Annotated in this window: 20 protein-coding genes and 6 pseudogenes; 20 read left to right on the plus strand and 6 right to left on the minus strand. The window is 57.5% G+C overall.

Features of this window, described 5'->3' with window-relative positions; all coding sequences use genetic code 11:
• Both ACGYLC_RS17220 and tnpC (ACGYLC_RS17225) read left to right on the plus strand, forming a co-directional pair.
• A pseudogene (locus ACGYLC_RS17220) lies at positions 1 to 386 on the plus strand (hypothetical protein); the annotation flags it as partial.
• Positions 296 to 1,105, plus strand: a pseudogene (gene tnpC, locus ACGYLC_RS17225) (IS66 family transposase); the annotation flags it as partial. The pseudogenes ACGYLC_RS17220 and tnpC (ACGYLC_RS17225), both read left to right, overlap by 91 nt.
• Before the next feature lie 407 nt (positions 1,106 to 1,512).
• Here the strand turns inward: tnpC (ACGYLC_RS17225) and ACGYLC_RS17230 are convergent.
• Complete coding sequence (locus tag ACGYLC_RS17230) at positions 1,513 to 2,172, minus strand: TetR/AcrR family transcriptional regulator (protein WP_394424160.1); 660 nt, start codon at positions 2,170 to 2,172, stop codon at positions 1,513 to 1,515.
• 226 nt (positions 2,173 to 2,398) lie between these two features.
• Between ACGYLC_RS17230 and ACGYLC_RS17235 the strand changes: the two genes are divergently transcribed.
• The 5 genes from ACGYLC_RS17235 to ACGYLC_RS17255 are packed head-to-tail and all read left to right on the plus strand — an operon-like array spanning position 2,399 to position 7,344.
• Positions 2,399 to 3,430: a C4-dicarboxylate TRAP transporter substrate-binding protein gene (locus ACGYLC_RS17235; RefSeq protein WP_394424161.1), complete on the plus strand. Its 1,032-nt coding sequence runs from the start codon at positions 2,399 to 2,401 to the stop codon at positions 3,428 to 3,430.
• A 38-nt stretch (positions 3,431 to 3,468) separates the two neighbouring features.
• Complete coding sequence (locus ACGYLC_RS17240) at positions 3,469 to 3,954, plus strand: TRAP transporter small permease subunit (RefSeq protein ID WP_394424162.1); 486 nt, start codon at positions 3,469 to 3,471, stop codon at positions 3,952 to 3,954.
• The gene (locus ACGYLC_RS17245) at positions 3,941 to 5,254 is read left to right on the plus strand and encodes a TRAP transporter large permease (RefSeq protein WP_394424163.1); all 1,314 of its coding nucleotides are present in this window, start codon (positions 3,941 to 3,943) and stop codon (positions 5,252 to 5,254) included. The genes ACGYLC_RS17240 and ACGYLC_RS17245 overlap by 14 nt, the downstream gene beginning before the upstream one ends.
• Positions 5,255 to 5,284: 30 nt before the next feature.
• The gene (locus tag ACGYLC_RS17250) at positions 5,285 to 5,758 is read left to right on the plus strand and encodes a hypothetical protein (protein ID WP_394424165.1); all 474 of its coding nucleotides are present in this window, start codon (positions 5,285 to 5,287) and stop codon (positions 5,756 to 5,758) included.
• Positions 5,755 to 7,344, plus strand: a complete 1,590-nt coding sequence (locus ACGYLC_RS17255) for a class I adenylate-forming enzyme family protein (RefSeq protein ID WP_394424166.1) — start codon at positions 5,755 to 5,757, stop codon at positions 7,342 to 7,344. Before ACGYLC_RS17250 ends, ACGYLC_RS17255 begins: the two co-directional genes overlap by 4 nt.
• Before the next feature lie 286 nt (positions 7,345 to 7,630).
• Here the strand turns inward: ACGYLC_RS17255 and ACGYLC_RS17260 are convergent.
• Positions 7,631 to 8,416: pseudogene (locus ACGYLC_RS17260) on the minus strand (transposase); the annotation flags it as partial.
• 12 nt (positions 8,417 to 8,428) lie between these two features.
• Positions 8,429 to 8,788 (minus strand): annotated as a pseudogene (locus tag ACGYLC_RS17265) (tyrosine-type recombinase/integrase); the annotation flags it as partial.
• Between the two features lie 134 nt (positions 8,789 to 8,922).
• Between ACGYLC_RS17265 and ACGYLC_RS17270 the strand changes: the two are divergent.
• The 9 genes from ACGYLC_RS17270 (at position 8,923) to ACGYLC_RS17310 (ending at position 20,752) form a co-directional block, all read left to right on the plus strand.
• On the plus strand, positions 8,923 to 10,566 hold the full coding sequence (locus tag ACGYLC_RS17270) for an amidohydrolase family protein (RefSeq protein ID WP_394424168.1): 1,644 nt from the start codon (positions 8,923 to 8,925) through the stop codon (positions 10,564 to 10,566).
• A gap of 23 nt (positions 10,567 to 10,589) precedes the next feature.
• Positions 10,590 to 11,585: a TRAP transporter substrate-binding protein gene (locus tag ACGYLC_RS17275; protein WP_394424169.1), complete on the plus strand. Its 996-nt coding sequence runs from the start codon at positions 10,590 to 10,592 to the stop codon at positions 11,583 to 11,585.
• 80 nt (positions 11,586 to 11,665) lie between these two features.
• The gene (locus ACGYLC_RS17280; RefSeq protein ID WP_394380559.1) at positions 11,666 to 12,166 is read left to right on the plus strand and encodes a TRAP transporter small permease; all 501 of its coding nucleotides are present in this window, start codon (positions 11,666 to 11,668) and stop codon (positions 12,164 to 12,166) included.
• Positions 12,163 to 13,446 carry a TRAP transporter large permease gene (locus ACGYLC_RS17285; RefSeq protein WP_067629432.1) on the plus strand — a complete coding sequence of 428 codons (1,284 nt, stop codon included), beginning with the start codon at positions 12,163 to 12,165 and terminating at the stop codon, positions 13,444 to 13,446. Before ACGYLC_RS17280 ends, ACGYLC_RS17285 begins: the two co-directional genes overlap by 4 nt.
• 25 nt (positions 13,447 to 13,471) lie before the next feature.
• The gene (locus tag ACGYLC_RS17290) at positions 13,472 to 16,330 is read left to right on the plus strand and encodes an FAD-binding and (Fe-S)-binding domain-containing protein (protein WP_394424171.1); all 2,859 of its coding nucleotides are present in this window, start codon (positions 13,472 to 13,474) and stop codon (positions 16,328 to 16,330) included.
• A gap of 579 nt (positions 16,331 to 16,909) precedes the next feature.
• Positions 16,910 to 17,206, plus strand: a complete 297-nt coding sequence (locus tag ACGYLC_RS17295; protein WP_394424173.1) for a hypothetical protein — start codon at positions 16,910 to 16,912, stop codon at positions 17,204 to 17,206.
• 150 nt (positions 17,207 to 17,356) lie between these two features.
• Positions 17,357 to 18,985, plus strand: coding sequence for a Mu transposase C-terminal domain-containing protein (locus ACGYLC_RS17300; protein WP_394418830.1), 1,629 nt, complete (start codon positions 17,357 to 17,359; stop codon positions 18,983 to 18,985).
• Positions 18,963 to 19,820, plus strand: coding sequence for a TniB family NTP-binding protein (locus ACGYLC_RS17305; protein ID WP_394418832.1), 858 nt, complete (start codon positions 18,963 to 18,965; stop codon positions 19,818 to 19,820). Before ACGYLC_RS17300 ends, ACGYLC_RS17305 begins: the two co-directional genes overlap by 23 nt.
• A complete protein-coding gene (locus tag ACGYLC_RS17310) occupies positions 19,817 to 20,752 on the plus strand; it encodes a TniQ family protein (protein ID WP_394418845.1) in 936 nt (311 codons plus the stop codon). Before ACGYLC_RS17305 ends, ACGYLC_RS17310 begins: the two co-directional genes overlap by 4 nt.
• Before the next feature lie 75 nt (positions 20,753 to 20,827).
• Here the strand turns inward: ACGYLC_RS17310 and ACGYLC_RS17315 are convergent, their stop codons facing one another.
• Positions 20,828 to 21,268, minus strand: coding sequence for an AAA family ATPase (locus ACGYLC_RS17315; protein ID WP_394424175.1), 441 nt, complete (start codon positions 21,266 to 21,268; stop codon positions 20,828 to 20,830).
• A 2-nt stretch (positions 21,269 to 21,270) separates the two neighbouring features.
• Positions 21,271 to 22,683: a Mu transposase C-terminal domain-containing protein gene (locus ACGYLC_RS17320; RefSeq protein WP_394424177.1), complete on the minus strand. Its 1,413-nt coding sequence runs from the start codon at positions 22,681 to 22,683 to the stop codon at positions 21,271 to 21,273.
• Between the two features lie 184 nt (positions 22,684 to 22,867).
• Between ACGYLC_RS17320 and ACGYLC_RS17325 the strand changes: the two genes are divergently transcribed.
• The gene (locus ACGYLC_RS17325) at positions 22,868 to 23,467 is read left to right on the plus strand and encodes a recombinase family protein (RefSeq protein ID WP_394424179.1); all 600 of its coding nucleotides are present in this window, start codon (positions 22,868 to 22,870) and stop codon (positions 23,465 to 23,467) included.
• A gap of 68 nt (positions 23,468 to 23,535) precedes the next feature.
• Here ACGYLC_RS17325 and ACGYLC_RS17330 read toward each other — a convergent pair whose 3' ends face one another.
• Positions 23,536 to 23,991 carry a hypothetical protein gene (locus ACGYLC_RS17330; protein ID WP_394424180.1) on the minus strand — a complete coding sequence of 152 codons (456 nt, stop codon included), beginning with the start codon at positions 23,989 to 23,991 and terminating at the stop codon, positions 23,536 to 23,538.
• Between the two features lie 207 nt (positions 23,992 to 24,198).
• Between ACGYLC_RS17330 and tnpA the strand changes: the two are divergent.
• From tnpA to tnpC (ACGYLC_RS17345), 3 genes and pseudogenes are all read left to right on the plus strand, one after another.
• Positions 24,199 to 24,591 (plus strand): annotated as a pseudogene (gene tnpA / locus ACGYLC_RS17335) (IS66-like element accessory protein TnpA); the annotation flags it as partial.
• Positions 24,588 to 24,941: an IS66 family insertion sequence element accessory protein TnpB gene (gene tnpB / locus ACGYLC_RS17340; RefSeq protein WP_067939155.1), complete on the plus strand. Its 354-nt coding sequence runs from the start codon at positions 24,588 to 24,590 to the stop codon at positions 24,939 to 24,941. The pseudogene tnpA and the gene tnpB, both read left to right, overlap by 4 nt.
• A gap of 64 nt (positions 24,942 to 25,005) precedes the next feature.
• A pseudogene (tnpC, locus tag ACGYLC_RS17345) lies at positions 25,006 to 26,376 on the plus strand (IS66 family transposase); the annotation flags it as partial.
• Between the last annotated feature and the right edge of the window lie 23 nt (positions 26,377 to 26,399).

A 26,399-nucleotide genomic window follows, 5' to 3' on the forward strand; every position in this document is an offset into this window, starting at 1 on the left:
GGCTGCGGCAGAGTGACTCGGAGGCGCAAAAGGCCTGCCCATTTGGGCGTAAATCAAGCTATACTCCGGGCATGTCCAACCTGCCGCCCATCGATACATCCGCCATCCCTGAGAGCCAGCGTGAAGCTGTCTTGGCGGTACTGCGAGAGAACAAATCGCTGAAGCAAGAAACGACCGGGTTGCAAACCAAAACATCCGAGCTGGAAGGTTTGGTTAAGCGTCTGGAGCACCTGATTGCCGAACTCAAGAACGCCACACATGGCAAGCGGTCGCGGAAGTTGAGACTCAGCAAGCTGAGCAGACGCCCTCAGAGGCACGGCCTCGCAAAGCTGCCCGGCGCAACCGTGGCAATCTTTCCGCAGACCTTCCACGGGTTGAACGGGTAGTCGAACCTCAGAGTTTGAGCTGTCCCTGCGGATGCGGCGAGATGCACCGTATTGGCGAAGACCGCACCGAGCGACTGGATATCATTCCAGCGCAGCTGCGTGTCATCGTCACCGTTCGCCCCAAATATGCTTGCCATTCCTGCGCTGAAGGTATCACGCAGGCCCCGGCTCCTGCGCATCTGATCGAAGGCGGGTTGCCGACTGAGGGCGCCATCGCACATGTGCTTGTCAGCAAATTCTCAGACCACTTGCCGTTGTATCGTCAAAGCCAAATCCTTGCCCGCTCCGGCATCGATATCCACCGCAGCACTTTGGCCGATTGGGTGGGCACAGCGGCTTTCCATCTGAGCCCTGTCGTGGACCGCTTGGCTGAGCATCTAAAGAAGTCCGGCAAGCTATTTATGCCCTCCCGGCAGCATGCTTTGCATGCGCCTGCCGGGTAAGAGATGAGACAACGGTCCCCGTTCTGGACCCGGGTCGAGGCCGCACGAAGACAGGATACCTTTGGGCACTGGCGCGATGACCGAGGATGGGGTGGAGATGATCCGCCAGGCGTTGTCTTCACCTATGCCCCGGGTCGTGCAGGGCAGAATGCAGAGCAGATATTGCGGGGCTTTGACGGCACTCTGCAACTGGACGGCTATGCAGGCTACAACCGACTGACGCGCCCGTCGCGCAAAGGCGGCGCGCCGATCACCATCGCGTATTGTTGGGCACACGCAGCCTTGTCGCAGAAGGAACTGATCTGCGACCAATCCTTTTGCGGAGCTGCTGAGCAATGGCGCGAAGGGTGCGAACAAGATCAAGTTATACCCATCCACTTGTCTTGGATATATGCTTCTATGTCATTTCCGTTAGAGAATGGCGCTAAATCCCTTTCAACCCATAGCCCCCATTTTTCAAGCATCATCAGCCTTTGGTCGATGAGCCTTCAAACAACTTCGAAACGGTACATTTTCCGCATTGCAGCGAGGCCGTATAGAGTCCGGATTTCCCTATGCTGTGGTCTGGATGAAGCATTGGAAATGTGTATGTTTTATTCAATCTTCATAGATTGCGGAAGAACAACGATGGATTGCTCTTAGCTTTTGGCTGGCTTGGAAAAATTACTTCGTTTGATGCGCAACTATGCCATGTTTGACGGCGGCTCTTGTAAATATCTCTGCATCAAAACGACCAACTCTTCGATATAATGCGCGGCCTTATCTTCTGGGCAAGATTGTGCCAGATCAAGAGACGCGGTGACGCATTCAGCGATAATACGTCCTCGTATATCAGTCGATGAATGCAAACCCGGGCTTGAGCGTTGGCGTAGCACATCACCTACGAGAATGGCGGCTTTACGGTTTCCGTCCTGGTCTATCGCCCAAAGATCAGGGGAGGCGTGCAAGGCCCGCCGCAACGCCACTGACCCTCGCTGTCGACGGCGCATATCAAAGAGATCATGCAATGTCGCCCCGAATGCCGACACCCAGTCAGGTGCTGCGGCCACATCAGCGAGCATTCTTGCCAGAACATCGAGGCGCGCATTAATCTGATCTTCCGCGAGACGGGCAAGTAATTGGTGTTTGTTCGGGAAGTAGCTGTAAGCCGTGGCGATATTGACACCAGCTTCGTCTGCGATCGCCTGCATCGTTATCGCTTCAAAGCCGCCAATTTCCAAGAGCTTGATTGCCGCTTCAAGGATTTGCTTAACAGTTGTCACCGAGCGCTTCTGCTTTGGCTTGCGCCTGTTGGGGGCCGCAAGCGGATCACGAGATTTTTTGGTGATTGAGGGCCGGGTCATAGGTCCGATCATCGCGAGAGCTGTCTGGAGCGCCGTGGAATTGTGAATTGCAGGAGTTCTTAGCAGAGCAAAGGTGTTCTAAGCAATGCAGTTGCAACAAGAAGGGTTCATCAAAAGCTGCAGTGTTGCAAAACATAAGGATATACTTGCATTTTTAAATCTACCCGGTACGGTTCACTGAGCGCCGCCCAATTTTGTAGTGAGACGGCCGAAACAGGAGGAACTCATGAACAAATTTACTGCCGCTCTCGGCGTGGCCGGCATAACTGTTGCAAGCACCGTAGCTGCACAAAATTACCCGACCGGAACCATCCGCTACGCCAACTTCATGCCGGAGGGTTTTACCACCTCGCTGATTGATCAATATGTGGCTGACGAGATTTCGGCCCGAACCGATGGCAAAGTCAAAGTTCAGATGTTCCATGGCGGAACTCTTGGCGGCCCCGGCGAGATGGTTGATCTTGTTGGGGCAGGTGCGGTGGACATCGGCAACTTTCCGGTTGGCTACTTCTTCAGCAAATTCCCGGTCTCGGGGCTGATGGACTCATTGCCAATGGTCTTCCCGACAGCTGATGTCGTGGCGCAACTGACGCGCGAAGGTATTGCCGAGATCCCCGAGGTGAAAGCTGAGTATGACGCGGCCAACCTGCACCCCTTTCTGTTTCGCGGCCTGCCGCAGTATCGCCTGATCTGCTCAAAGCCGGTTAAGACCCTTGAAGACTTCAAGGGGTTGAAAGTGCGCACATTCGGCACATTCCACCCGATGATGTTTTCCGCTCTGGGCGCTGTCCCTGTAAATATGGAACTGACAGAAACTTACGAAGGCCTGCAACGTGGCGCTGTTGACTGTGTGAACATGAACTATCAGGCGGCAGCGCTATTCAACCTGTTCGAAGTAGCCAAATATGCCAGCGATGCTGAGTTCGGTGCAACGCCGCTGTTTTCGGGCTACGTCAATAAAGACGTCTGGGACAGCTGGTCGTCCGAATTCCAGACGTTGTTCAACGAAGTCATCGCCGATGCTGAGGTGAAGGCCGCGAACGAGATCAACGCAGCCGAGCAATCCGGTCTGGACAAGTTGCTGGAAAACGGGGTCGAGTTGGTTCCGTTCGAGGATCAGGAAGCCATGGAAGAAGCGATGCCAGATTTCTTCGATCTCTGGGTCGCGAAGGTGAGCGAAACCGGCAAAGGCGAAGCAGCAACCCGGCACGCTGAATTTATCAAGGAGCGACTGGCCGAACTGTCAGCAGCAGACTGAGGCCGGTGGTGCTGCGGAAAGTGCAACAGATAGCCACCATGGCCGCGCGTTTCAGCGCTATCATGGGGTGGGCGGCACTTGGCATTATGGCGGTGGTCAGCACGGTTGACGTGGTGGGCACCGCCCTTTTCAACAAGCCCGTCACAGGTGCGTTCGAGATGGCGGGCGAAGCGCTCGCAGTCGTTGTGTTTCTGGGGCTCTTGCAAACCCAAATTCTGCGGGCACATATCACCGTTGATCTCTTGACAGAGCGACTGCGGGGGATGCCGTCGCGGGTGCTCGATGTTTTGGCAACGCTGGCCATGACACTTGCAATCGGAATGATCGCACTTCAGACATGGCCACAGATGATGGAAAGCTGGCGCATCGGCGAGCTTGCACCGGGTGCGTTTAGCTTCCCCGTCTACCCTATCAAAACACTGGTGTCCCTCGGGGCAACTGGCGCGTTGTTGGTCGCGGCACTGCAAACGCTGCAGGCCCTATTGCGCCTGTTCGGCAAAGGAGCGCGCCATGACGCCGATTGAACTTGGTGCGATCGCAATTGGCCTCACGTTGTTTCTGGCGTTCCTTGGTGTGCCTATTGGCGCGGCGATGGTCTTGGTCGCGGCGGGCGGCATGTATGCCACCGTTGGCGAGCGGTTCATGTGGGTCACTTTCAAGACGCTGCCCTATGACTTTTCGTCCCAATATACTTTCGCCGTGGTGCCGATGTTTGTGCTCATGGGCATCGTCGCTTCTAAATCCAACATCATTCACGATATCTACAAATCTGCTGCAGATTGGCTGGCTGGCGTCCGCGGCGGGCTTTATGCCGCCACCGTGTTCGCCTCGGCAGGCTTCTCGGCCATATCAGGCTCAACCGTCGTAAATTCGGCAATCTTTGGCAAAGTGGCGATGCCCGAAATGGTACGCCATGGTTGCCACAAAGGCTTCAGCGCAGGCTCGATCGCCGCAGCAGGCACGCTTGCAGGGCTGATCCCGCCATCGCTTGGCTTTGTTGTCTATGGTATACTTACTGGCGAATCCATCGGCCAACTTTTGATGGCCGGCGTTATCCCCGGTATTCTGACGGCCTTCGCTTATATCGTTGTTATCTCTGTCGTTATGCGAGTACGGCCAAGTTATGTGCCCACGGCCATGACACGTCCGCCGCTGGCCGAACGCGTACGTTCGCTCGGAAAAGTCTGGCCTATGATCGTGCTGGCCACGGTCGTGCTTGGCGGTATCTACACCGGCTTCATGCCACCCTCGGCCGCTGGCGCAGTTGGCGCTGTTGGCGCCATTCTGTTGGCGCTGGCACGGCGCGCGATTTCGCGCGCTGACTTGGGCGCCGCATTCCATGAGACAATGGTGATCACCTCAACGCTGTTTTTCATTGTCATTGGTGGCCTGTTGCTTAGTCGCTTCTTCGTCATCAGCGGTTTCATCGGCGAATTGACAGGCATGCTCGACGCGATGGACCTTGAGGTCTTCGAATTCCTGCTCTTCGTGATCGTGCTCTACCTTGTGCTCGGCATGTTCATCGATCCGCTGTCGATGGTCGTGGTGACGCTGCCTATTCTGTATCCGATCTCCCAAAGCCTTGGGATGAACGGCATCTGGTTTGCCGTGATCGTTGCCAAACTGGTCGAGATCGCCGCGATAACACCCCCAGTGGGTCTCAACCTGTTTGCGGTAATGGCGGCTTCGGAGACCAAAATTTCGGCGCGCGAGATATACCGTGGGATACTGCCGTTTCTCTATGCCGAAGTAGTCGTGCTCGGCCTTATCGTGATGATCCCGGCAATATCAATATGGCTACCGGCGCTGATGATCGCCAGATAGCTCGACTTTTTTATACGAATGGAGATGAAAATGAACGACGTAATGACATCGGTAGAGTTTAACGATCTGCACAAACTTGCAGGCAAAAAGGCCTATGAAGGAGAGTGGATGTCGATAGACCGTGAACATCTTCAGATGTTCAGCAAGGCGACATACCTCGACCCAGACCTTGTTGACCTGACCTTTTCCAAGAACAACGAGTTCGGGTCTGATCTGATCGACGGTTTTTTGTTGCTCTCCATTCTAACTTACTGGAACTTCAAGTATTTCCCGATGCATGGCGACCGGCTCTGGGGCCTTAACTACGGCCTCAATAAAGTGCGCTTTGTTGCTCCCGTCATGCTGAGCGACCGCATCCGCCCCACTTGCACCGTTTCGCGCATGGAAAAGCGCGGCGAGGGCTGGTTTGGCGTGCTCGATGTCACGGTTGAAAAGGAAGGCTCCGAAAAGCCCGCGATGACAGCCGAGTGGCTGGTGTTGTTTCTGGAGAGCCCCGAAAAATGACCCAAGCTGTATCAAACACCATACCTGCGCTGAGCCGGATATCGGACTTCCCGTATCACTGGGCCAATGCCACACCGGGCCACCCGGCGGTTCGCTTTGGTAATGAGGTGCAGGACTACCGCACCTTTGCTAAGAATATTGACGCCTTTGCACGCGCCATGATTGCGGCGGGGGTGCAGAAGGGCGACCGCGTTTGTACTCTGTCAACGCCGCGGCCTGAGTATTTTACTTGCTTCATGGCGGCAGCATCGATCGGGGCGATCTGGACGGGACTGAACCCCAAATACACCACCGGCGAGATGACCCGCGTACTGCACGACGCGCGCCCCGCTGTGGTGCTCGCACTGGCCACCTACGGCGAAGACAGGCTGGCCGAAACGCTGGCCGAAGCGGTTAAAGAGGCGGAGCTTCCGGCGTATATGGTCGTATTCGGTGGTGAGGCGCACGGCTATCAGCCTCTCGCGGATTTCCTCGGAGCAGGGGACGCAGTAAGCGACGACAACCTTTCCGCGCGGCGCGGGGCTGTGAAAACGATGGATCCGGCTCTGGTCGTCTACACATCCGGCTCAACGGGCGAGCCTAAAGGCGCGTTGCTGTCGCATATGGGCCTGTGTCACGCGTACAGCGTGCAGACAGCGCACTTCGGCATGGAAGGAGCGGGGCTGTTTTGCAACCTGCCGATCAACCACATTGGCTGCGCCGGAGATCTAAGCTGCGGTCCGCTTGTGGGCGGCGGCACTATCATTTTCATGGAGCAGTTTGATCCGCTGGCGATGCTTTCCGATATCGACACAGGTGTCGCCCATGCTCTGCTCGGGGTGCCGACGATGTTGCAGATGATGACAGAGCTGCCCGAGTTTGAAAAAACTAATTTTTCTCAAGTGCGGCTGGTGTGCTGGGGCGGGGCTGCGCTGCCGATTAATGTGCTGAAGACATTGCGCACCAAAGGCTGCCCGCTGGGAGTGACTTACGGCATGTCAGAAGTGCCCGGCTCAATCACAATGTCATCGCTCGATGCAAGCGATTTTCAGCTGACGACACGGGTGGGCAAGCCTGCGCCCGGTCTGGAAGTCAGGCTGCTGAATGATGATGGCAAAGTCTGCGCCACGGGCGAAGAGGGAGAGGTCACGCTGCGCCACCCAAGCCTGCTGCTCGGCTATTTCGGCAAGCCCGAGAAGACGGCTGAAGCCTATGACAAGGACGGCTACTTCCTTACGGGAGACGTTGGCGTTTTTGACGCTGACGGCTACTTGCAACTTGTTGGACGCAAGAAGGAGATGTTTAAATCCGGCGGCTACAACATCTACCCGCGCGAGATCGAGATGTGTCTGGAAAGCCATCCAGATGTGCAGATTGCCGCCGTCGTCGCCGTGCCTGATCCGAAGTTTCAGGAGGTTGGCAAGGCCTTTGTGCTTTCAAGATCGCAGCGCAACGTTGACGATTTTGCCGCCGAACTGCGCGATCTGTGCATCCAGCGCCTGGCCAATTACAAGCGCCCCAAGAGCATAGAAATCCGCACTGATCTGCCGATGCTGCCAGTTGGTAAAGTGGACAAGCGACAGCTTAAAGCTGTCAATAACATATAAAACAGAGCGCGTTTAGACAGTTCATTCATTGAATTCACATGCTAAGTGACCGTTTTGTTCGCATAAGGATTATTCATTTTATCAAGTGCTGCCCTGACTTACTATCAACGGGCGCTTCGGTGAAGTTGCAACGCAGCGCCATCGGTAATGGTCATTGGCCGCTAAGGATGGTCCTTGTCTAATGGGGTCTTCAGATCGTATCGGCTGCATCCGAGGCTGGCAATGAACCCCGAAGTACGGAATGCTGTGCGGTGGATGAATGACAGCTATTCGCAGGATGTTCTGTAGTATAGCGGCTCAGGTAGGCAAGCACGGCCTCTGGGCCGCCAAAGGGCGGCTTGGAATAGACCATCCATTCGGATTTGCGGAAAGGGGTGAGCCAGGTGGTGAAGGCGTCCGTCAGCGCCAGCCGCTCCAAGTTCCCATAGAAAGCCAGGTCTCCGGCTTGGTGCAGCGCCACGAGCCCGTCCAGAAAGAGGCGGCGGAACAGGCGCGACAGCACGCGCACATGCAAGAAGAACCCAGGCTTGCTGGCGACCCATTTGGTGCCGTCCGGCGACAGGCCGCCGCCGGGGACGATCATATGGATATGCGGATGATGGGTCAGTGCCGATCCCCATGTGTGCAGCACGCTGGTCATGCCCACTCGCACACCCCTGCGCTTACGGTCGGCCGCGATGGTCATGACGGTCTTGGCCGATGCCTTGAACAGCAAGGCATAGATCGCCTTCTTGTTCCAATAGGCGATCTGCGCGATCTCAGCTGGCAGGGTGAAGACAACGTGGAAATATTCCACGGGCAGCAGATCTTCGGCCCGTGCCTCCATCCAGTCGCGCGCGGCCGGTCCCTGGCACTTCGGGCAGTGCCGGTTCTTGCAGGAGTTATAAGCGATGTGATGGTGGCCGCATGTGGCACAGCCAGCCACATGCCCGCCAAGAGCCTCAGTCCGGCAGGCCTCGATCGACAACATCACTTTCAACTGGGAAAGGCTGACATGCCCCGCATTGGCCAGCCGCCACGCAGGACCATGGGTGCGGAAGATATCAGCAATCTCCAGTTCGGTCCGGGGCACCGCGGCGCCCGGTCACTTTAGACTTCGCTTCACCGTCTGATCCTGCAATTTGGCCAGCATCTCGTAGGGGCTGACAGTGTCGCGGATCGTCTTGGTGGCCGAATGAGTGTATCGGGCAGTGGTCGTCAGCTTGGCGTGGCCGAGCAGCACCTGAATAACCCGCACGTCGGTGTTTGCCTCCAAAAGGTGGGTGGCAAAACTGTGTCGTAACGTGTGCAATGTCGCTGGCTTCTTGACCCCTGCCATATGCTTGGCTGAGGTGAAAGCGGGGCTTAGCTGACGCGGCGAAATCGGGTTGATCTTCGGCTTGCCGGGAAACAGCCAGCCTTCGGGACGTGCATCGCGCCACCAGGCCCTTAGCAACTCCAGCAAAAAATTACGCCAGCAAACCTCTGCAAACTTACTAAGACCATTAGAAACCATATCAACAGCCAAGTCGCCGGTTGTCAGTTGTCAGTTGTCAGACAACTTATTTTTGTTTAACTTGATCAGTGGAGAGATTCGCTATGCCAAAAGAACCATATGCCATACCTATACGCTCCGTAGGACGCCGCCGGGTCTCGGACGACATCGCAGAGCAGCTGTCTACAATGATCACCGGTGGACGCTTGCCAGTGGGAGCCAAGCTGCCGACTGAAGCAGAGCTGGTGCGAGACTTTGGCGCCGGGCGAAGCGCCGTGCGCGAGGCAATTGCTCAATTACGTGAGGCGGGACTGGTCGAAAGTCGCCACGGCGTCGGTGCATTCGTTTGCTCCCCGGTGGCCGCCACGGGATTCAAGATTGACCCACAAACGCTTTCCTCTCTCGCTCACCTGCGTCAGCTGCTCGAGCTTAGGATGGAGATCGAAGTGGGAGGCGCCTCAATGGCTGCGCGTCGTCGCACACTGATTCAGCTGCAAGAAATCGAAATCGCTCTTGCGGGCGTGAAAGAAGCGCTCGCTCAGGGCACGGCCGCTTTGCCTGAGCAGCGTGCCTTTCATCAGGCCGTAGCCGCGGCGACGAACAATCCTTATTTCCGTGACCTTTTGCAGTTCCTCTACGAGCGCATCGACGCGGGTATTGCGGAAGATCTCGCGAATTCCGTTCTCAGTGGCGATGGCCCTCAAGGTATTGAGCGTGAGTTAAATATTGTTTTCGAAGCGATCCGCATCGGAGATCCAGATAAAGCGCGCCGTGCGGCGTGGAACCATTTGCTGCGCACGGCCGACCGGCTTGGATTGCGTGGCTTGCAAGGCTGGGAGGAAAGCCGGATGACCTCATTGGGAGAAGTCAAAATACCATTCTGTGAAGCGGCAGATCTCGAGCCCTATGCGCCGCAGTTCACCCCGCCACCGGGAGCTGTAGACTGCCACGCACATATTTTTGGGCCAGATGCAAAATATCCCTATACGCCGCATCGGACTTACACCCCGCCCGAAGCGAGCGAAGAACAATATTTCCATATGCTCGACAGCCTTGGCCTCTCGCGCGGCGTCATCGTGCAGCCTTCGGTGTATGGGCAGGATAATCGCTGCACCTTGGATGTTGTACGCAGGCATCCCGACCGGCTGCGCGCCGTCGTCGTTGTCGATGAGAATGTTTCAGAAAAAGAGCTTGAGCAGATGCATGATGCTGGGGCCCGAGGGGTACGGCTCAATCTTCTGTTCCGTTCTGGCGTCGAAGTATCTGACGTGCGTCGGATCGCTGACAAGATCGCTGCTTTGGGCTGGCATCTGCAAATGCTCATTGACGTGTCTGAATTCGCGGACATCCGAGACACGTTGGGTCGGCTGCCAGTTGAAACGGTGTTTGACCACCTGGGTCACATGCCCACTTCCGCTGGCACAAACCACCCGGGTTTTCAGCAAATGCTATCGCTTGTAGCCGACGGGAAGTCTTGGGTGAAGTTGTCGGGCAGCTATCGAATTACGGGCGAGAATGAGACGCCTTATTCCGACATCGCCCCGTTTGCCCGCGAGATCATTCGTGCGAACCCAGAGCGGGTTCTTTGGGCTACGGATTGGCCGCATCCATACATCAACGTCGACATGCCGAATGACGGCGCATTGCTCAATATGCTTGACGATTGGGCCCCGGATGCGGCCACGCGGGACCGCATTCTCGCGGATAACCCGGCGCGGCTCTACGGCTTCGACACGACGCAAATCTGATCATCTTTAGGGAGGAAACCACGATGATGACTTTAAGAAAAACCGCAATAGCCACGCTCTCAGCCGCCTTGCTGAGCGCGGCTGGCCTGCCGGCAACCGCAGCGGACACGTTGCGTGTCGGCTGGACGACATCCGACAGTGCCCAAGATCCCTATGCCATCATGGCGCATAACCTGAAGGCAGAGCTGGAAGAGCGTCTGCCAGGCAAGTTCGACGTACAGACGTTCCCCAACAATCAGTTGGGTGATGAGAAGCAGATGCTCGAAGGTCTGCAATACGGCACGCTTGACATCGGCATTATCACCAATGCTACGATTGCCAACCTCGACCCGGTGTTTCAGCTCAATGATATGCCATTCCTTTTCGCAGACGAGGCCCAAGCTCACAGCGTTCTGGACGGCGAAGTTGGCCAAGAAATGCTCAGCAAGCTTTCAAGCAAGGGCATGATCGGCCTTGGTTTCGCGGAGGGGGGCTTCCGCCACATGATCAACAATACCCGACCAGTCACGGCGCCAAATGACGTTGAGGGTGTGAAATTTCGCACGATGCAGAACCCTGTCTTCATCGGCATGTTCTCCTCATTGGGCGGCAACCCGACCCCTATGGCATGGTCGGAAACCTTCACCGCGGCGCAGCAAGGCACCATTGATGGGCTCGAGATACCGCTGGCGGTGATCGCTGCGAATAACTACCCTGAGGTCACGAAGTACCTATCGCTTACGAAGCATACCTATTCCGCGCTCGGTATCATCGTGTCAGAGCGGACTTTCGGCAAACTTTCCGAAGAAGAGCAGGCTGCATTCAAGGCAGCCACATCGGCCGCAATCGAAAAACAGCGCGCTCAGGTCGCCGAAGCCTCTGCTGCATTGATCGAGCAATTGAAGGCGGCTGGCATGACCGTCAACGATATCGAAGACCCCGCGGCATTCCGCAAACAGGTTCTCCCGGTCTATGACGAGTTCAAAGGCGTGATCGGCGAAGATCTCTTCGACAAGGCACTGGCGGCTGTTCAAGGCTAAGCCGTTCGACCAGCGCCTCGCGGAATCGCGAGGCGCTGAAAACACACCCCATTACAAACAGCATGACGCGAGGGCCAAGCATGATTCTTTTGCTCGACAGACTGTCTTACTGGACGGCGCGGGCCACCAACTGGGTGGTTGTTGCGATGGCCGTGGTCATGATGTCCGCCCTCATCATGCAAGTATTTTCACGCTACGTGTTGGGCTCATCACTTGTCTGGTCGGAGGAGCTGGCCTTGATGCTGTTTACATGGACAACCCTTCTGGCCGCTACCAGTGTTCTACGCGATATGGCGCATGTGCGGTTGGATGTGCTCATTTCCTATTTACCACATGGCATTAAGGCGGTTTGGAACCGTCTAATTAGCCTCGTCATCCTGTTCTTTTGCATCGCGCTTGCCGCTTCGGGATACGAATACACTGTCAGCACCGTGGGGCAGGTCTCGGCTGCAATGCGGCTGCCTATCGAGGTCCTCCATCTTGCCGCCCCCATTTGCGGGCTTCTGGGCGCGCTGCATGCATTGGCCCGCTTGTTCAAGCCTGTCGAAGAGACCAGCACGCCCAAGGAGATCATCGGATGAGTGCCGTTGCCATTGCCATTCTTGCGACTTTCCTCATCTCTATGTTTGGAGGGGTGCCGATTGCGTTCGGCCTCGGCATCGCTTCGGTTTTGGGGCTCTACATGGCGGATTTCCCGCTGGTAATTCTTGCTCAACGTTTGATCGCCGGGACCCAAAGCTTTTCGATTCTCGCGATCCCGGGGTTCATTCTCGCCGGTGATTTAATGATGCATGGCGGTCTCTCGCGCCGTTTGGTCAAGTTCTGCCAGTCCCTCGTCCAGCACGTAACGGGCGGTCTTGGCATGGTCACCGTGCTATCGGCAACCTTTTTCGCAGCGATCTCAGGCTCGGCGCCCGCCACTACCGCCACGATCGGCGGGATCATGATCCCAGAGATGGAGCAGCGCGGATGGAAACGGGATTTTTCTGCCGCGCTCTCTGCCGCTTCCGGACCAATCGGCCAGATGATCCCGCCTTCTATCCCGATGATCATTTGGGGGGTGGTTGCAGAAGAGTCGATTAACCAGCTTTTCCTTGCAGGGATCATCCCTGGTCTCCTAATCGCTCTCGGCTTGATGCTGGTATGCTGGATCGTCGCACGACGCAGCCCAAATATCCCTCGCGAACGACGCGCAACACGGAAAGAGCTGGGGCAAAGCCTTTGGGACGGGAAATGGTCTCTTCTCGCGCCGGTAGTTATTTTGGGCGGAATCTATGGGTCTGTATTCACCCCAACTGAAGCTTCGGCCATCGCCGTCTTCTATGCGCTCATCGTCGGACTTTTTATCCACCGCGAAATCAAGTTCGCCGAGTTGCCGGCTATCATAATAGCCGCGATGCGGACATCCGCCATTGTCTGTTTCATCATCGCCATCGCCTCCGCCTTCGGCTGGCTCGTGGCGATCGAACAATTACCTTCAGCAATCGCAAACGGGATCATGTCGATCTCGACCAATCCAATTGTCATCTTGCTAATTCTAAATCTGTTTCTGCTGTTTATCGGTGCGATCATGGATAATATCGCGGCGATGATCATCCTTGGGACTACCTTATCCTCCATCGGTGCCCAATTGGGTCTTGATCCGATCCATCTGGGCGCAATGGTGGTCATCAATCTCGCGATCGGGATGGCGACGCCGCCCTTTGGATACTCACTCTTTGTCGCCTCAGCCATCAGCAACCAGTCGATTGAACGGTTGAGCCTTGCACTCTGGCCAATGCTATTGGTGTCCTTCGTGGTGCTGATGCTGGTGACATATGTGCCCACGGTGACCTTGTTATTGCCCTCCTTTATCCGCTGAGCCCCCAGCCCCAAAGGATTAAGCCATGACCCAGAACCCGGCAGTCACCTCCTTTCTACAGACGCTATCCGGTCTTGGATTTTCAGGCCAGATGCGACCGGGTCGCGGCGCCCGCGTGGTCAATGCGACGGACAACTCGATCTACTACCGCGAACCGGCCTGCGTGGTGGAGCCGCGTAGCAAAACAGATATTCAGGCCGCAGTGACGGCTGCAACCCGCGCGGGCCTTTCGCTTACGCCCCGCGGAGGCGGCACGGGCACCAACGGCCAGTCGCTTGCCGAGGGCGTGATCCTCGATACCTCCCGTTTCATGAATTCCATCGTGAGCTTTGACGCCGACGCAGGCGTGGTCCGAGTACAGCCGGGCGTGGTCCTGGACCAATTAAATGCCTATTTGAAGCCGCTTGGGTATTTTTTTCCACCTGCCGTCTCGACCGGCTCACGCGCGACCCTTGGCGGAATGGTAGCCACCGACGCCTCAGGCAAAGGCTCACGCAAACTCGGAAGAACTTCCGACTACTTGCTTTCCGCCGAAGTGGTTTTGGCGAACGGAAGTCTTTCAGAAATTGGCGATGTCGCTCCAGAGGCAAATGGACCTCCCGGGCCTGTCTGCGATGTCGTCGACCTTCTGCGCAGCGCGCTACCGCAATGCTCTAAGCAAATTGAGCGGGTCTTTCCAGTGATGAACCGAGGGCTGACCGGCTATAATCTTGACGAGGTACGAGGCACTGATGGGACACTCCGTTTGGCCAAGTTGATCGCCGGATCCGAAGGCACGTTGGCGATCACCTCGGAGCTGTCGCTTAAGGTGGCACCGCTGCCTGAATGCAGGGGCATGGCGATTATTGGATACACCAACAGCTTAAATGCTCTCGGCGCCGTTCCCGGATTATTGGCGGCAGATCCAGAGGCTATCGAATTTCTCGATGATGTTACAGTTGGGCTTGGCAAGACCACCCCCGCGTGGCCAATCCTGGAGCCGGTCTTGGGCGAAAAGCTTGCCCGCAGCGGCGGCTATCTCTTTGCCGAGATCGCGGGAGAGAGCACTGAGGTAGTCGACCAACAACTGGCAGCTATCGAGCAGCTGGCCCGCCAAGAGGACGCAAATGGCGTGATCGCTACGCGGGACCAGAGGACCATGAATGCCCTGAACGGACTCCGTAAGGATGCTGTCGGTTTGATGGGCAAGGGCAAAGGTCACCTGAAAGGCACTGCATTCGTCGAGGATGCTGCCGTGCCACCAGAGAATCTTGTCTCCTTCGTGCGTGGGTTTCGCGATATTCTCGATGCGCATCAGTTGGAGTACGGCATGTATGGCCACGCGGACGTCGGATGCGTCCATGTACGTCCGCTAATGGACATGCGTCTACCAGAACATCGTGACAAAATCCGCCCGATTTCCGACGCAGTGGCCCGTTTGGCGCAGGAACAGGGTGGCCTTGTCTGGGGCGAACACGGCAAGGGGTTCCGGGGAGAATATGTTGCGCAATACTTCGGCCCTGCGCTTTTCGACCTGTTGCGTCAGATCAAGGCGGCCTTTGATCCTGACAATGTTCTTAACCCGGGGAAACTCGTGACCGCTGCAGGCACGTCGCTAAAAGTGGAGCACATCGACACGATCCCCTTTCGGGGTGCGCGAGATCAGTTGATCGAAGAACGCTCGGCCTACGCCAAGGCAAGTGACTGCAATGGCAATGGCGTCTGCTTTCACTGGGATGCGGCGCAAGAGATGTGCCCATCCTACAAAGTAACACGCGATCGGGTTCAATCGCCAAAGGGACGCGCTGCATTGTTCCGTGACTGGCTCCTTGCGCGCGAGACCGGTGGAGAGGTGACGGAGGCAGAGGAGAACCTGGCACAATCTCTCGAGACCTGTCTCTCTTGCAAGGCCTGTACCTCGCAATGTCCTGTACAGGTCGATATTCCTACGATGAAGGCCCAGTTTTTGGCGGAAACGCGAGGTCGTCAGCGCAGCCTGAGAGATCGCTTGGTCCGCCGAATGGAAGCCTTAACAATCCTTGCCGCACAAGTGCCACTTCTTGCTAACATTGGTCTTTCCGCAGGGTCACTTTTGATGTACCGGGTCTTCAAGCTTGTCGACCTACCTCGTTTCGACCGCATCGGCTTGCATGCACACATGCGCGCCGCAGGATCACAACCGCTCAAGCCAGGTCAGCCTATACCAGCACACATCGACAAAGACCGGGCCGTGATCCTGCTATGTGACAGCTTCCTCGGCCCATTCGATCCAGCGGTGTTGGCAGCAGCCGCTCGGATCCTTACCCACATGGGGTTTGCAGTGCTACACACCCCGATCCTGCGCAACGGCAAGGCAGCACAAGTCCGCGGCTATCTCAAAGACTTTGATCTCACCAGAGCACATGCGGCTGCGACGCTCGACCAATTATCGACAACCGGCTTGCCTCTTATCAATTTGGAACCGGCCGTCTCTATGCATTACCGGCAAGATATTCCTGCTCCACTCGAAGGTTCGGAACCGGTCCCGATCGATCGCTTCTTGGTGAGGCACAAGGAGTATCTTCCTCAGGGCATTGCCGGGGATTTTGAAATGATTGGCCATTGTACGGAAACGTCAGCCGATCCCGAAAGTTTGAGACGATGGGAAGAAATATTTTCGGCGGCGGGGCTTTCCCTGAAGTCCCGAAGGGCCGGATGCTGCGGCATGGCTGGACTTTTCGGCCATGAAGCCGAGCACCGCGAGATGTCGCGCGAAATTTTTCGTTTGAGCTGGGCGGAGCGTGTCGCCGAGGGGGGAGGCGCACTGTTAGCGACTGGTTTCTCATGCCGGTGTCAGGCCAAGCGTTTCGCAGGGGTTACTTTACAACATCCGGTGCAAGCTTTGGAACAAGCACTAAGTACGTAGAGCATTGATGTGGTTGATGTACGGTCATTGATACTTCTCCTATCCATTGGACCAACATGACCAGTTCCATACTGCATCTGTTTCATTGACTGTCGCTTCGATCGGATCGAGAACATATCCGGATGATGCAATAGGGGCGGCCAAAATTAGCATAGATCGCAGCGAAATGTCTATCAAGCTGACCAGCGCAGCGCCTCGTTAACGACCTGTCGAATCTTGCCTAACGGGAGCCGGGCCAGAATCCGACTTTCGAGATAGACGTGGCTGAATGTAAGACCGCATGTCTTTTTCCAGCTGCACACGCATAATGGATCGGCCTGTATTCTGATCGCATGGCGGCAGGTGCCGTTGGGAGGGGGTATCCACCCCATCAGTTCTCAGTGACAATCAACACCCAAGGATGTTACCGCCAACAGGGCGCGGTCGCCGAAACTTTATGCGGCAGACACCAAGGCTCCAAAAAAATGCCGTGTCCGCAAATCGTGTTGGAACTTCTTACCCTACAAATAAAATTTCGTAGGGTATATTTAGGCCCATCTTACCCTACAAATAAGACTGAGTAGGGTGAGGCCAATAGTCATGATCCGACATCACAGCCACATCGGCACTGCCGCCTGGACCGATCTCCTGCGCATGTTGCAGGATACACAGGTCTCCGAACTCCGGGGCTCGCCGAAGCTGAAGACGATAGGGAGGAAGAGATACTGGTATGATCAGTATCGGATTGGGACCGAGGTCGTAAATCGCTACATCGGCGAAGACAGTGAAAAACTCCGTGATCGGCGCGCTCGCCTGAAAGAGATGGCCCTGAAGCGGAAGGAAAACGAGCGAGAGCGATCCCGTCTCATGCGGGTGCTGTCACTGCACCCTAATTAATCAGAATCGCGCCTAAAATTGTCCCATAAAATCAATGGCCGCTTGTATCCTTAATTTTCATATTGTACCGTTAATTACCATACTGTACCCTTAATTGCCGTACGGTCGGAACTGTGGATAAGTGTCGACCTGTTGGGGCGGGGGATTTACGTGGCCAGCGAGCGTATTGCGAAACATCGTGCAGCGGTTCTTCGGCCGATCCTGGATCTGGAAAAGAGGGGCGAGCCGATCAGCGCTGCTATCGGTGACGCGGCTTGGGAACTCGGCTTGGCGAAAAGCCACACATGGTCGCTCTACCGGCGTCTGAGAGAGAACGACGCACGTGCCACGGCGTTGGAGTTGGACCGTCGCGGGCCGAAACCGGGGTCGAAACGGATCGCGCAAGACGTTGAAATCATCATCGATGAGAGTCTGCAGCGTTACTATCTGGTTCGCGAGCGCTCGAGCTTTCTTCGCATCTGGCGTGAGATTCGTGCCGAGTGCGAGGCGAAAGGATTTCAACCCCCGACCCGGAAAACGGTCAAAGCCCGTCTCGACGCGATGGATCAGCGAGAGGTCATCAGGAAACGGCGCGGGGCAGAGGAGGCTGACAAGGTCTTTGCCGCGCGTCCCGGGCGTCTTGAAGTTTCAGCCCCGCTGGAAGTCGTTCAGATCGATCATACTACGGCGGACATCATTCTGGTTGATCACGTGAACCGGCGGCCACTTACACGCCCCTTTCTGACGGTAGCCATTGATGTTGCGACCCGGATCGTTCTCGGGGCCTATGTCACCTTCGACGAGCCATCTGTCTTGTCGATCGCCCTGTGTCTCGATCACTGTGTGCGCCGGAAATCGGTGCATGTCCCTGGAACACTGGAAGAGGTGGTTTGGCCGACGGCCGGCATTCCGAAGGCGATCCACGTCGACAATGCACAGGAGTTCCACAGCGATGCCTTCAGAATGGCCTGCGAAGATTGGGGCATAACCGTCGAGTATCGTCCGCTTGGCGGCAAACACTATGGCGGCCATGTCGAACGGCTGATCGGAACGACCATGGGTGCCGTTCATGTGCTGCCCGGGACGACACATTCCTCAATCGTCGAGAAAGGCGACTATAATAGTGAAAAGCATGCAGCCCTGACGCTGACCGAGTTCGAGGATTGGCTTTATCTGGAAATCTGCCGATACCACAATACGGTTCACGAAGCCCTCGGCCGAACGCCGCTGGCTGCCTGGGCTGACCTGGGCGGGGATACTGCGGGGCGACAGGTCGTTGACGTCGAAGCCTTTCGGACAAGCTTCTTGCCCTTCGAGTGGCGCCAACTCGGGCGCACCGGGGTCACGCTCTTCGGGGTCCATTACTGGAGTGATGTCTTCGCGTCGTTGGTCGGACGCAGGCAGGGCAAGGTTCAGGTGAAATACGATCCGCGAGACTTGTCGCAGGTCTGGGTCATCATCGATGATGGCCGCGTGATCCCTGCTCGGTATCGGGATCTGAGCCATCCGCGGATATCGCTTTGGGAAAGTCGTCGTGCGCGGAAAGAATGGCAAGACAAGTATGGGGGGCGGATAAATGAGCGGGGCCTGTTCCATTTGATCGATGCGCAACGGCGGCTGGCTGAGGCGGCACGCCAAAAGACGCGGACCGCCCGGGTCGAAAACGAAAGAGGTGCTCGGCTTCCCCGGCACCAACCGCGTCGCGACCCGTCGCGCGAAATGTTCGCGATTGATACAGGTAATCCTGATCTGCCAACCTATGAGATTGATGAGTTCAATGACCCAAGACGAAAGAATTGACCGTATCCGCGGCGATCACTGGATCGCGTTTGACCGAGCCACCATTGTTCTCAACCGATTGACATCTCTGATGGAAATGCCGCAGCAGAGCCGGATGCCGGGTCTGATGGTCTATGGAAGTTCCGGCATTGGCAAGACGATGATCGCCAAGCGTATGGCGAGCAAATATCCCACTCAATATAACGCGGAACTGGGCATCACGAAAACGCCTATCCTGCTGGTTCAGGCGCCGCCCGCGCCGGACGAGCGGCGGTTCTATCAGCACATCCTGGCAACGATCGGGGCGCCAATGTGGGGCCGCCATACCGTATCCGAGCTCGAGGTCCGTGCGCTCGGTCATCTTCGGGACATGGACCTGAGGATGCTGATGATCGACGAAGTGCATAACCTGCTTGCGGGAAGCTACCGTGAGCAACGCCGTTTCTTGAACATGCTTCGGTTCCTTGCCAACGACCTCTGCGCTTCGCTCGTCGTTTTTGGAGTGAACGAAGCCCTGGAGGCGGTTCGTGGAGACGACCAACTGGCCCGACGGCTGGACGAACACTACCTGCCGCTTTGGGAGGACGACGTAGAGTTCTCTCGCCTGATCCAGACACTGATCGCGGCGATGGCACTTGAGCAACGATCAGGCCTGACGGTCGCATCACTTCGGACGATCCTGAAAGTGACCGGGGGTGTGACCTCGCGCGTGTTCATCATGATCAAGTCCCTGGCTATCGATGCGATCGAGACTGGAGAAGAGCGGATCACGGACGAAGCAGTTCAGGCCTGGCAGCCGGTTTGGACGAAGCACGCGTGGAACATTCCTCGCCAACCCGCCGCTGCATTCGGGTGACCGTCAGACCACTACCGTTCCGGCCACTGCCGGCACGCGATGAGCTCCTGTCCAGCTGGATTGGGCGACTAGCGAAGGCCAATCATTGCTCGGTAGAAGAGCTTTGTGGCTATCTGGGTTTGGGGCAGGGCGGGGTACCAGAGTGTGCGAGTGACTTGCGCGCGGCGAACTGGGCTCGACTATGCGGAGCGGTTCAGCTGTCCCCGGATGAAATCGCTGCCATGTGCTTTCCGGAAGCGATGCATCATTCGCTGCTTATCGTGTCGCGGTATGACTTCCAGCATTGTTGGGCGTGTGTCGAGAAAACGCCCGCTCTGGTTCTTCGGCATTGGCGCTTCGCGTGGTCGCTGACCTGCGAGATCTGTGGTCAATCCCTCGCGGCGAAACATCCAGCCGAAGCCGTATCAGACCGGCTACTTGCGCGCGCTGCACGTGGTGCGCAGTTCCTGGAAACGGCTGTGGCGAGCAAAGATCTCAGGCGGCTGCGCCGGGTGGATTTGACCTTGCATCTCATGGCAGTTCTGAAGATCGGGAACCTGGGGGCGCTCACTTCGGGGAACGAGCGCGAAAGGTTGATGGCGCTTGCCGCGGTTGGTGTAAGCGTGACCCGTCCGATTTTGGGCGTTGCCATCATTCTACGTGGAAACGAACGCATGGTCCTCGAGTTGCGCCGCGCCTTTCCTCAACATCGTCGTTTGATTGAGCGGGTCCGTGGGTTGTCGCTGGAACTCGACCAGCGGCTTCCGGGGCGGAGGGAAACAGAGCATCCGACCGGACAGAAGACGCATGGAACGAGCCGCGCAAGTGCATCCGAGAGCGCTTTGCGAGCAGCCCGTCAGGCCATATCCGAGCTCGGACTCGGCGCAAAACGGGAATCACTTCTGACCCGCGCCGACGCAATCTGGAAACGCTCGAGCGGGACCGAGCACTGACGCGTGTTGCCTGTGGATATATTGTAATTAAGGGTACAAAAACGCCCCAAAATGCCCTGAATCCGCAGAATCTGATTAATTAGGGTACAGTGACAAAAGGCGTTCGGCTTCATCGACTATCAGCATTTCCATGCGGCCTTGGCTATGGCGTTCCGGAATGACCATGCTCGGGTTGAGCGCCAGATCGATGCAACCTTCTGCGCGGGCTATAAGACGGCGTAAATCTTCACGAACCTCCCGCACCGGGCCGCCGACTGTCGGTGTATAGAAAGCTGTGCGTGACTTGGCCAATGCCTCATAGGCAATGACGTCCGATGCGTCGCGTGGCCCCCACTCCTTCAAGAGCGGTTCGGCCTTGTCCCACCGGGCGAAACGCCGCGCCGACATCGTTTTTCCGACACCGGCCGGGCCGAAGCAGATTCCGATATATCGGTGTTTCTGCACTGCAGCTGCGAACTCGACAAAGCGGCGATGTTCTTTCGTGGCGATGAATGTGCCATTGCGCTGTCCCATCATTGTCAATCATCCGACTGATAGGTTCGGAGTTTCGACTTGCGTTGCGGTCGAGGCGCGGTCTCGGTTTTCCTACGGGCTGTCCCCTCCGGGGAATATTCCGCAACGACGCCGACCCGTTCATTGATCTGCTGGCGCAGGGCCCGCCGCTGCGCCGCGCGGGCTGTCTGTATGTCTTTCAACGTGATCGTCTCATGGGCATATTCCGGGCTGATGGCACGACACAGGAAGCGGTTCTTGTGGAAGACACGGATCTCACCGGGGTCGCGCGGGTCGTAGCGAATCGTGACGCTTTCGCCGACATAGGGAGCAAGGATCGGGCTCATAAAACGCAGCCCTTGAAAATGCACACCGTCGCGGCGCACGAGTCGAGGCTTTGCGACCATGACGAGCAGCAGGTCGAGATCGTCGATACTGTCGGGCATTTGAGGAAGCCAGCCGTCGGCGCACCACGACGTCAGCGGCGGCAGCCCCGTCTCGCGATGAGTGCGGACATTGTAGGTGTCCTTGATCCACGCGCCGAGGACAGCATCGAGATCGGCCAGCGACAGCTTCGGCGGTGTTGCTGGTTTCCCGTTCACTATATTACCGGACAGGTCCGGAAGCAGCTCTGTGTTTAAAGTGCCGAAGAACCGTTCGATCTTCCCGCGGCCCTGCGGGCGCGCTACGGCGGAATGGATGATCTGGAACCGCAGGCTGGCCGCTGCCTGTTCGAGATGTTCGGACGTAAAATCGCTTCCGTGATCAACATAGAGAATTTCTGGAATCCCGCATATCGGCCAGTCCGGGGTTTGCTTACGCCAGATGGCCTGTCGAAGTGCCAGAGACGTTTGCAGAGCCGATGGTGCGCCCAGAAACACCAAGTATCCAGCGATTGCACGGGAGTGGTCGTCCATAATCGCGGTCAGCCAAGGCCGCGCCGCTTTTCCGTTCGCGTCTATGATCCATATATCCAGCATCGTGTGATCCGCTTGCCAAAGCGTATTCGGTGCGCTTGCCCTGTGTCGATGGATCAGCTCAAATCGGTCCCGATAGGCTGACGCCCCATCCTGCGCCAGCGTGACCACCGCAGGATCGAGCGCCTGCACGATGGAATGAACGGTGCTATAGGATGGGACCGGCCAATCCCTGCTCTTCGCAATCGCTTTGGTGCGTCGACAGATCGCGGCACAGGACAGCCGCGGCTTGCGAAGCGCCAGCCCCTCGATCAGAGCGATCAAGGGCTCGGGCAGTCTGCGAGTGCCGTAATCAGATCGCTTCCTGATCTTTAGCCCGTCCAGACCTTTCAGCCTATAGCGCGACAGCCAGCGTTGCGCCGTCCGGATTGGCACATCAGCCGCGCGGGCGGCTGCGACCAGAGAAACACCCTCTTCCAGATGAGGCCGCAGAACGGCGAACCGGCGCATCGCTTCATCCATTCTGTCTCTCCAACCTGTCCGAAAGGGGAACGCTGAGCGGACGCCGTCCCGCCTCCGGGCCACACCCTATATTTGAGGGGAAAATTGATTCTCATTTAGATGGTACGGTGATAGTATCATTGAAGGGGTCTTTTTCGTTACAATTCTACATGGCTCCAGAATAATTTTCACGAAGGACGCCCCCATGTCTGAAACCCACATTGGATACGCCCGATGCTCGACCGATAAACAGGACCTTGCCGCTCAGAAGGCCACCCTCCTGCATCTCGGTGTGGCTGAGGACCGCATCTATACCGACCATGGCTTGACCGGAACGAACCGCGAGCGGCCAGGACTGGCGCAGGCCTTGGCCGCCGTAAGAGCCGGCGACACGCTAGTGGTCCCGAAGCTCGACCGGCTGGCAAGGTCGGTTCCGGATGCTCGGTCTATCGCAGATGAGTTGGCAAAGCGCGGGGTGAGGCTTGCCTTGGGAGCGTCGGTCTATGATCCGCACGATCCGATGGGAAAGATGTTTTTCAACATTCTGGCCACCTTCGCCGAGTTCGAGGCTGACCTGATCCGCATGCGCACCAAAGAGGGCATGGCAGTCGCCCGCGCTAAGGGGAAGCTGAAGGGGAAGAAGCCCAAGCTGTCGGATCGCCGCCAGACAGAGTTGCGGCGCATGTATGACACGGGCGACTACTCCGTCAGCGATCTGGCAGAACTTTTCGACGTTTCGCGGCCGACAGTCTATCGCGTTCTACAACGGACGCCGAGCGCCGAAGTATCCATCGAAGCGCGCTAGATGACCTTCGCCGCGCTCTACATCAACAACTGCTCTGCGGACAAACTCGCCGTAGATCAAACCAGAGCCTAAAGTTCAGACGCTGAGTCCTTGGCTTGTTTTAATCGAATGCGTGAAAACACCAGTGCGACTGTCATGCTAGAAGCAAGAGTCAGAATAGATACTAGTGACGAGGACGTTTGTAAGAAGAGAAAAACAGGCATTCCAATCGTCCCTAGGCCCGGAAAAACGAGCGTGCCAGCAATCGCTGCCGCAGAAAGCACAGCTACTGATAGCCATCCGAGATCACATACGATGCCTCGTGCGCCAGACCCTTTACCAAGAAAGGGAAAAAACCACCACGATGAAACGGCAGCACCAACCATAGTAGCCGTCAATATGTGCACTGAAGTGAAGGTGAAGAGCAGGGCTATGTCCAGATTTCCTGTCAGCCAGTCTTCAAGTGTAACTGAGGCAAGATAAAGGAAAGCGAAAAAGGCAGCACACGCTGCGGCCATAACGTTTGTTCGCCTCTCAGTCACCATACATTCTCCTCGTCGCCGATCATGGTGCCTTTGTTTGATGATCAACGTCAACGTCCCGAAAGGGCTCCTTCGAGACCTTCGCTGCGGGAAGCGCAGATGTCCGCTATGCTGGCGCCAGCACGAGTTTGCGCCACTTAACCCTGAAGAAAATGCGCCAAATATCGCGGAAGGTCACAGGTTGTCGAGCCTCGTCGAAGGGGCAAGCGACGGTGGCCAGCTGAGGTCAAGGCGCGGATTGTCGCCGAAAGTCTTCAGCCGGGCGCGCGGGTCTGCGATGTGGCGGCGCGCTATGACATTCTGCCCCATCATTTGTCAGATTGGCGCCGCCATGCCCGGCAGGGTCGGCTGGCCCTGCCGGGTGAGTTGATGGATGCGTTGAACGGATCGCCAGGGCCGGAGGCGGCGGAGCCTGCCTTTGTGCCGCTGTCCATTCTGCCTGAGCCGATGGATCAGCCGGTGTCTTCCACGGGCGAGGCCGCGCAAGGCGGCATCGGCGTGATGACGATTGAGGTCGGGCCCGATCTGCGCTTGCGCATTCCCGGTGATGTTACGGTGGAGCGCGCGGCGGCGCTGGTGCGGGCGCTGCGGGGTGCATCGTGATTGTCGCCGGTCAACGGCTGCCGATCGTGATCGCGACGAAGCCCGTGGATTTCCGCTGTGGGCATAACGCTCTGGCGCTGATTGTGCAGACGGAGCTGAAGCTTGATCCGCATTCCGGGGTGACGGTGGTCTTTCGCTCAAAGCGCGGGGACAGGTTGAAGATCCTGGTGTGGGACGGCACCGGAATGGTGCTGGTCTACAAGGTCCTGGAACAGGGCAGCTTCGCCTGGCCGAAGATTCAGGACGGGGTTATGCGACTGTCCCGGGCGCAGGCGGAAGCTCTGTTCGAAGGTCTGGATTGGCGGCGGGTGGTGGCGCAACGGGTGCTAGCACCGACTGCGGCAGGATGACTCAGGCAGCTGTTTTTGATGGTGTTTTATTGGCCTTTCTGTCCCGGTTCGGGTAGAAATGCGCATGTCGCAGCCCTTCGATCTCAGCCAGTTTCCGGACCTGCCGCCCGAGGTGGTGAAGGCCTTTGCCGCCCAAAAAGCGGCGCTGGAAGCCGCGCAGTTTGAGGCACGGGTCGAGCGTGCTGCGCGCCAGCACGAACAGGCCGTGGTGGCCGAGAAAGTGGCCTTTATCGCAGAGCTTGAGGCGCTGATCGAGAAGTTGGAAGGTCAGGTTCAGGATTACCGGCGCACCAAGTTCGGGCCGAAATCCGAGAAGCTCGATCCGGCGCAGCTGGAACTGGCGTTGGAGGACCTGGAAACGGCTATCGCCGAGACGCAGGCGCAAATCGCGGCTGTTGAAGACAGGATCGCGGCCAGTGAAGCGGATCTCGAGAAGCGCAAGCCGCGAGCGCCACGCAAGGCCCGGGCGCTGCCCGAAAGCCTGCCGCGCGTCGAGAGGGTGGTCGAGCCCGACAGCATCATTTGCCCCTGCGGCTGTGGTGTCATGGTCAAGATTGGTGAGGATCGGAGCGAACGGCTGGATTACCTCCCCGCGCGCTATCAGGTCATCGTAACGGTGCGCCCCCGATATGCCTGCCCCAAGGGGCGCACAGGTGTGGTCCAGGCAAAGGCACCTGCGCATCTGCTGGAGGGGAGCTGGCCAACCGAGGCGCTGCTCGCCCAGATCGCCGTCTCCAAGCATTCCGAGCACATGCCGCTGAACCGGCAGGCCGTGGTCATGGCGCGGCACGGGGTGCCGATCGACCGCTCGGTGCTGGCCGACTGGATGGGTCGGACCGGTGCGTTGATCGCCCCCGTGGTCGATCACATGGCCAAACGACTGCTGTCCGGCAGCACCCGGCTCTATGTCGATGAAACCACCGCGCCCGTTCTCGATCCCGGGCGGGGCAAGACCAAGACGGGCTATCTTTGGGCAGTGTTGCGGGATGACCGGGGCTGGAACGGCCCTGCGCCGCCCGGCGTGGTGTTCCATTATCGTCCCGGGCGTAAAGGCGCATATGCCGCCGAAATCCTCAAGGGCTTCAACGGCACGATCCAGGTCGATGCCTATGGCGCCTATACCCACCTGGCTACATCAAAACGCCCGGGCGGCGACCCGCTGCGGCTGGCCTTCTGCTGGGCGCATGGCCGACGCAAGCTGATCAAGGCTAAGCCGAAGAAAGGCTCACCCATCGTCGACGAGGCGCTGTTGCGCATTGCCGCCCTCTACAAGGTCGAGGACGCCATCCGAGGCTCCGACCCGGACCATCGCTGCGCTGTCCGGCAGGAATTGTCCCGCCCGCTGGTCGATGAGTTCTTCACCTGGCTGAAGGCACAGGCCGGGGTCGTTTGCGGGAGGGGGCGAAATCCTACGCTAAGCCGAGCACGCGCTTTCCATAGTCCCTGAGTTCGCCCTTC

The sequence above is a fragment of the Sulfitobacter sp. 1A12157 genome (assembly GCF_043557345.1).
In the GTDB taxonomy this organism is placed as follows: Bacteria; Pseudomonadota; Alphaproteobacteria; order Rhodobacterales; family Rhodobacteraceae; genus Sulfitobacter.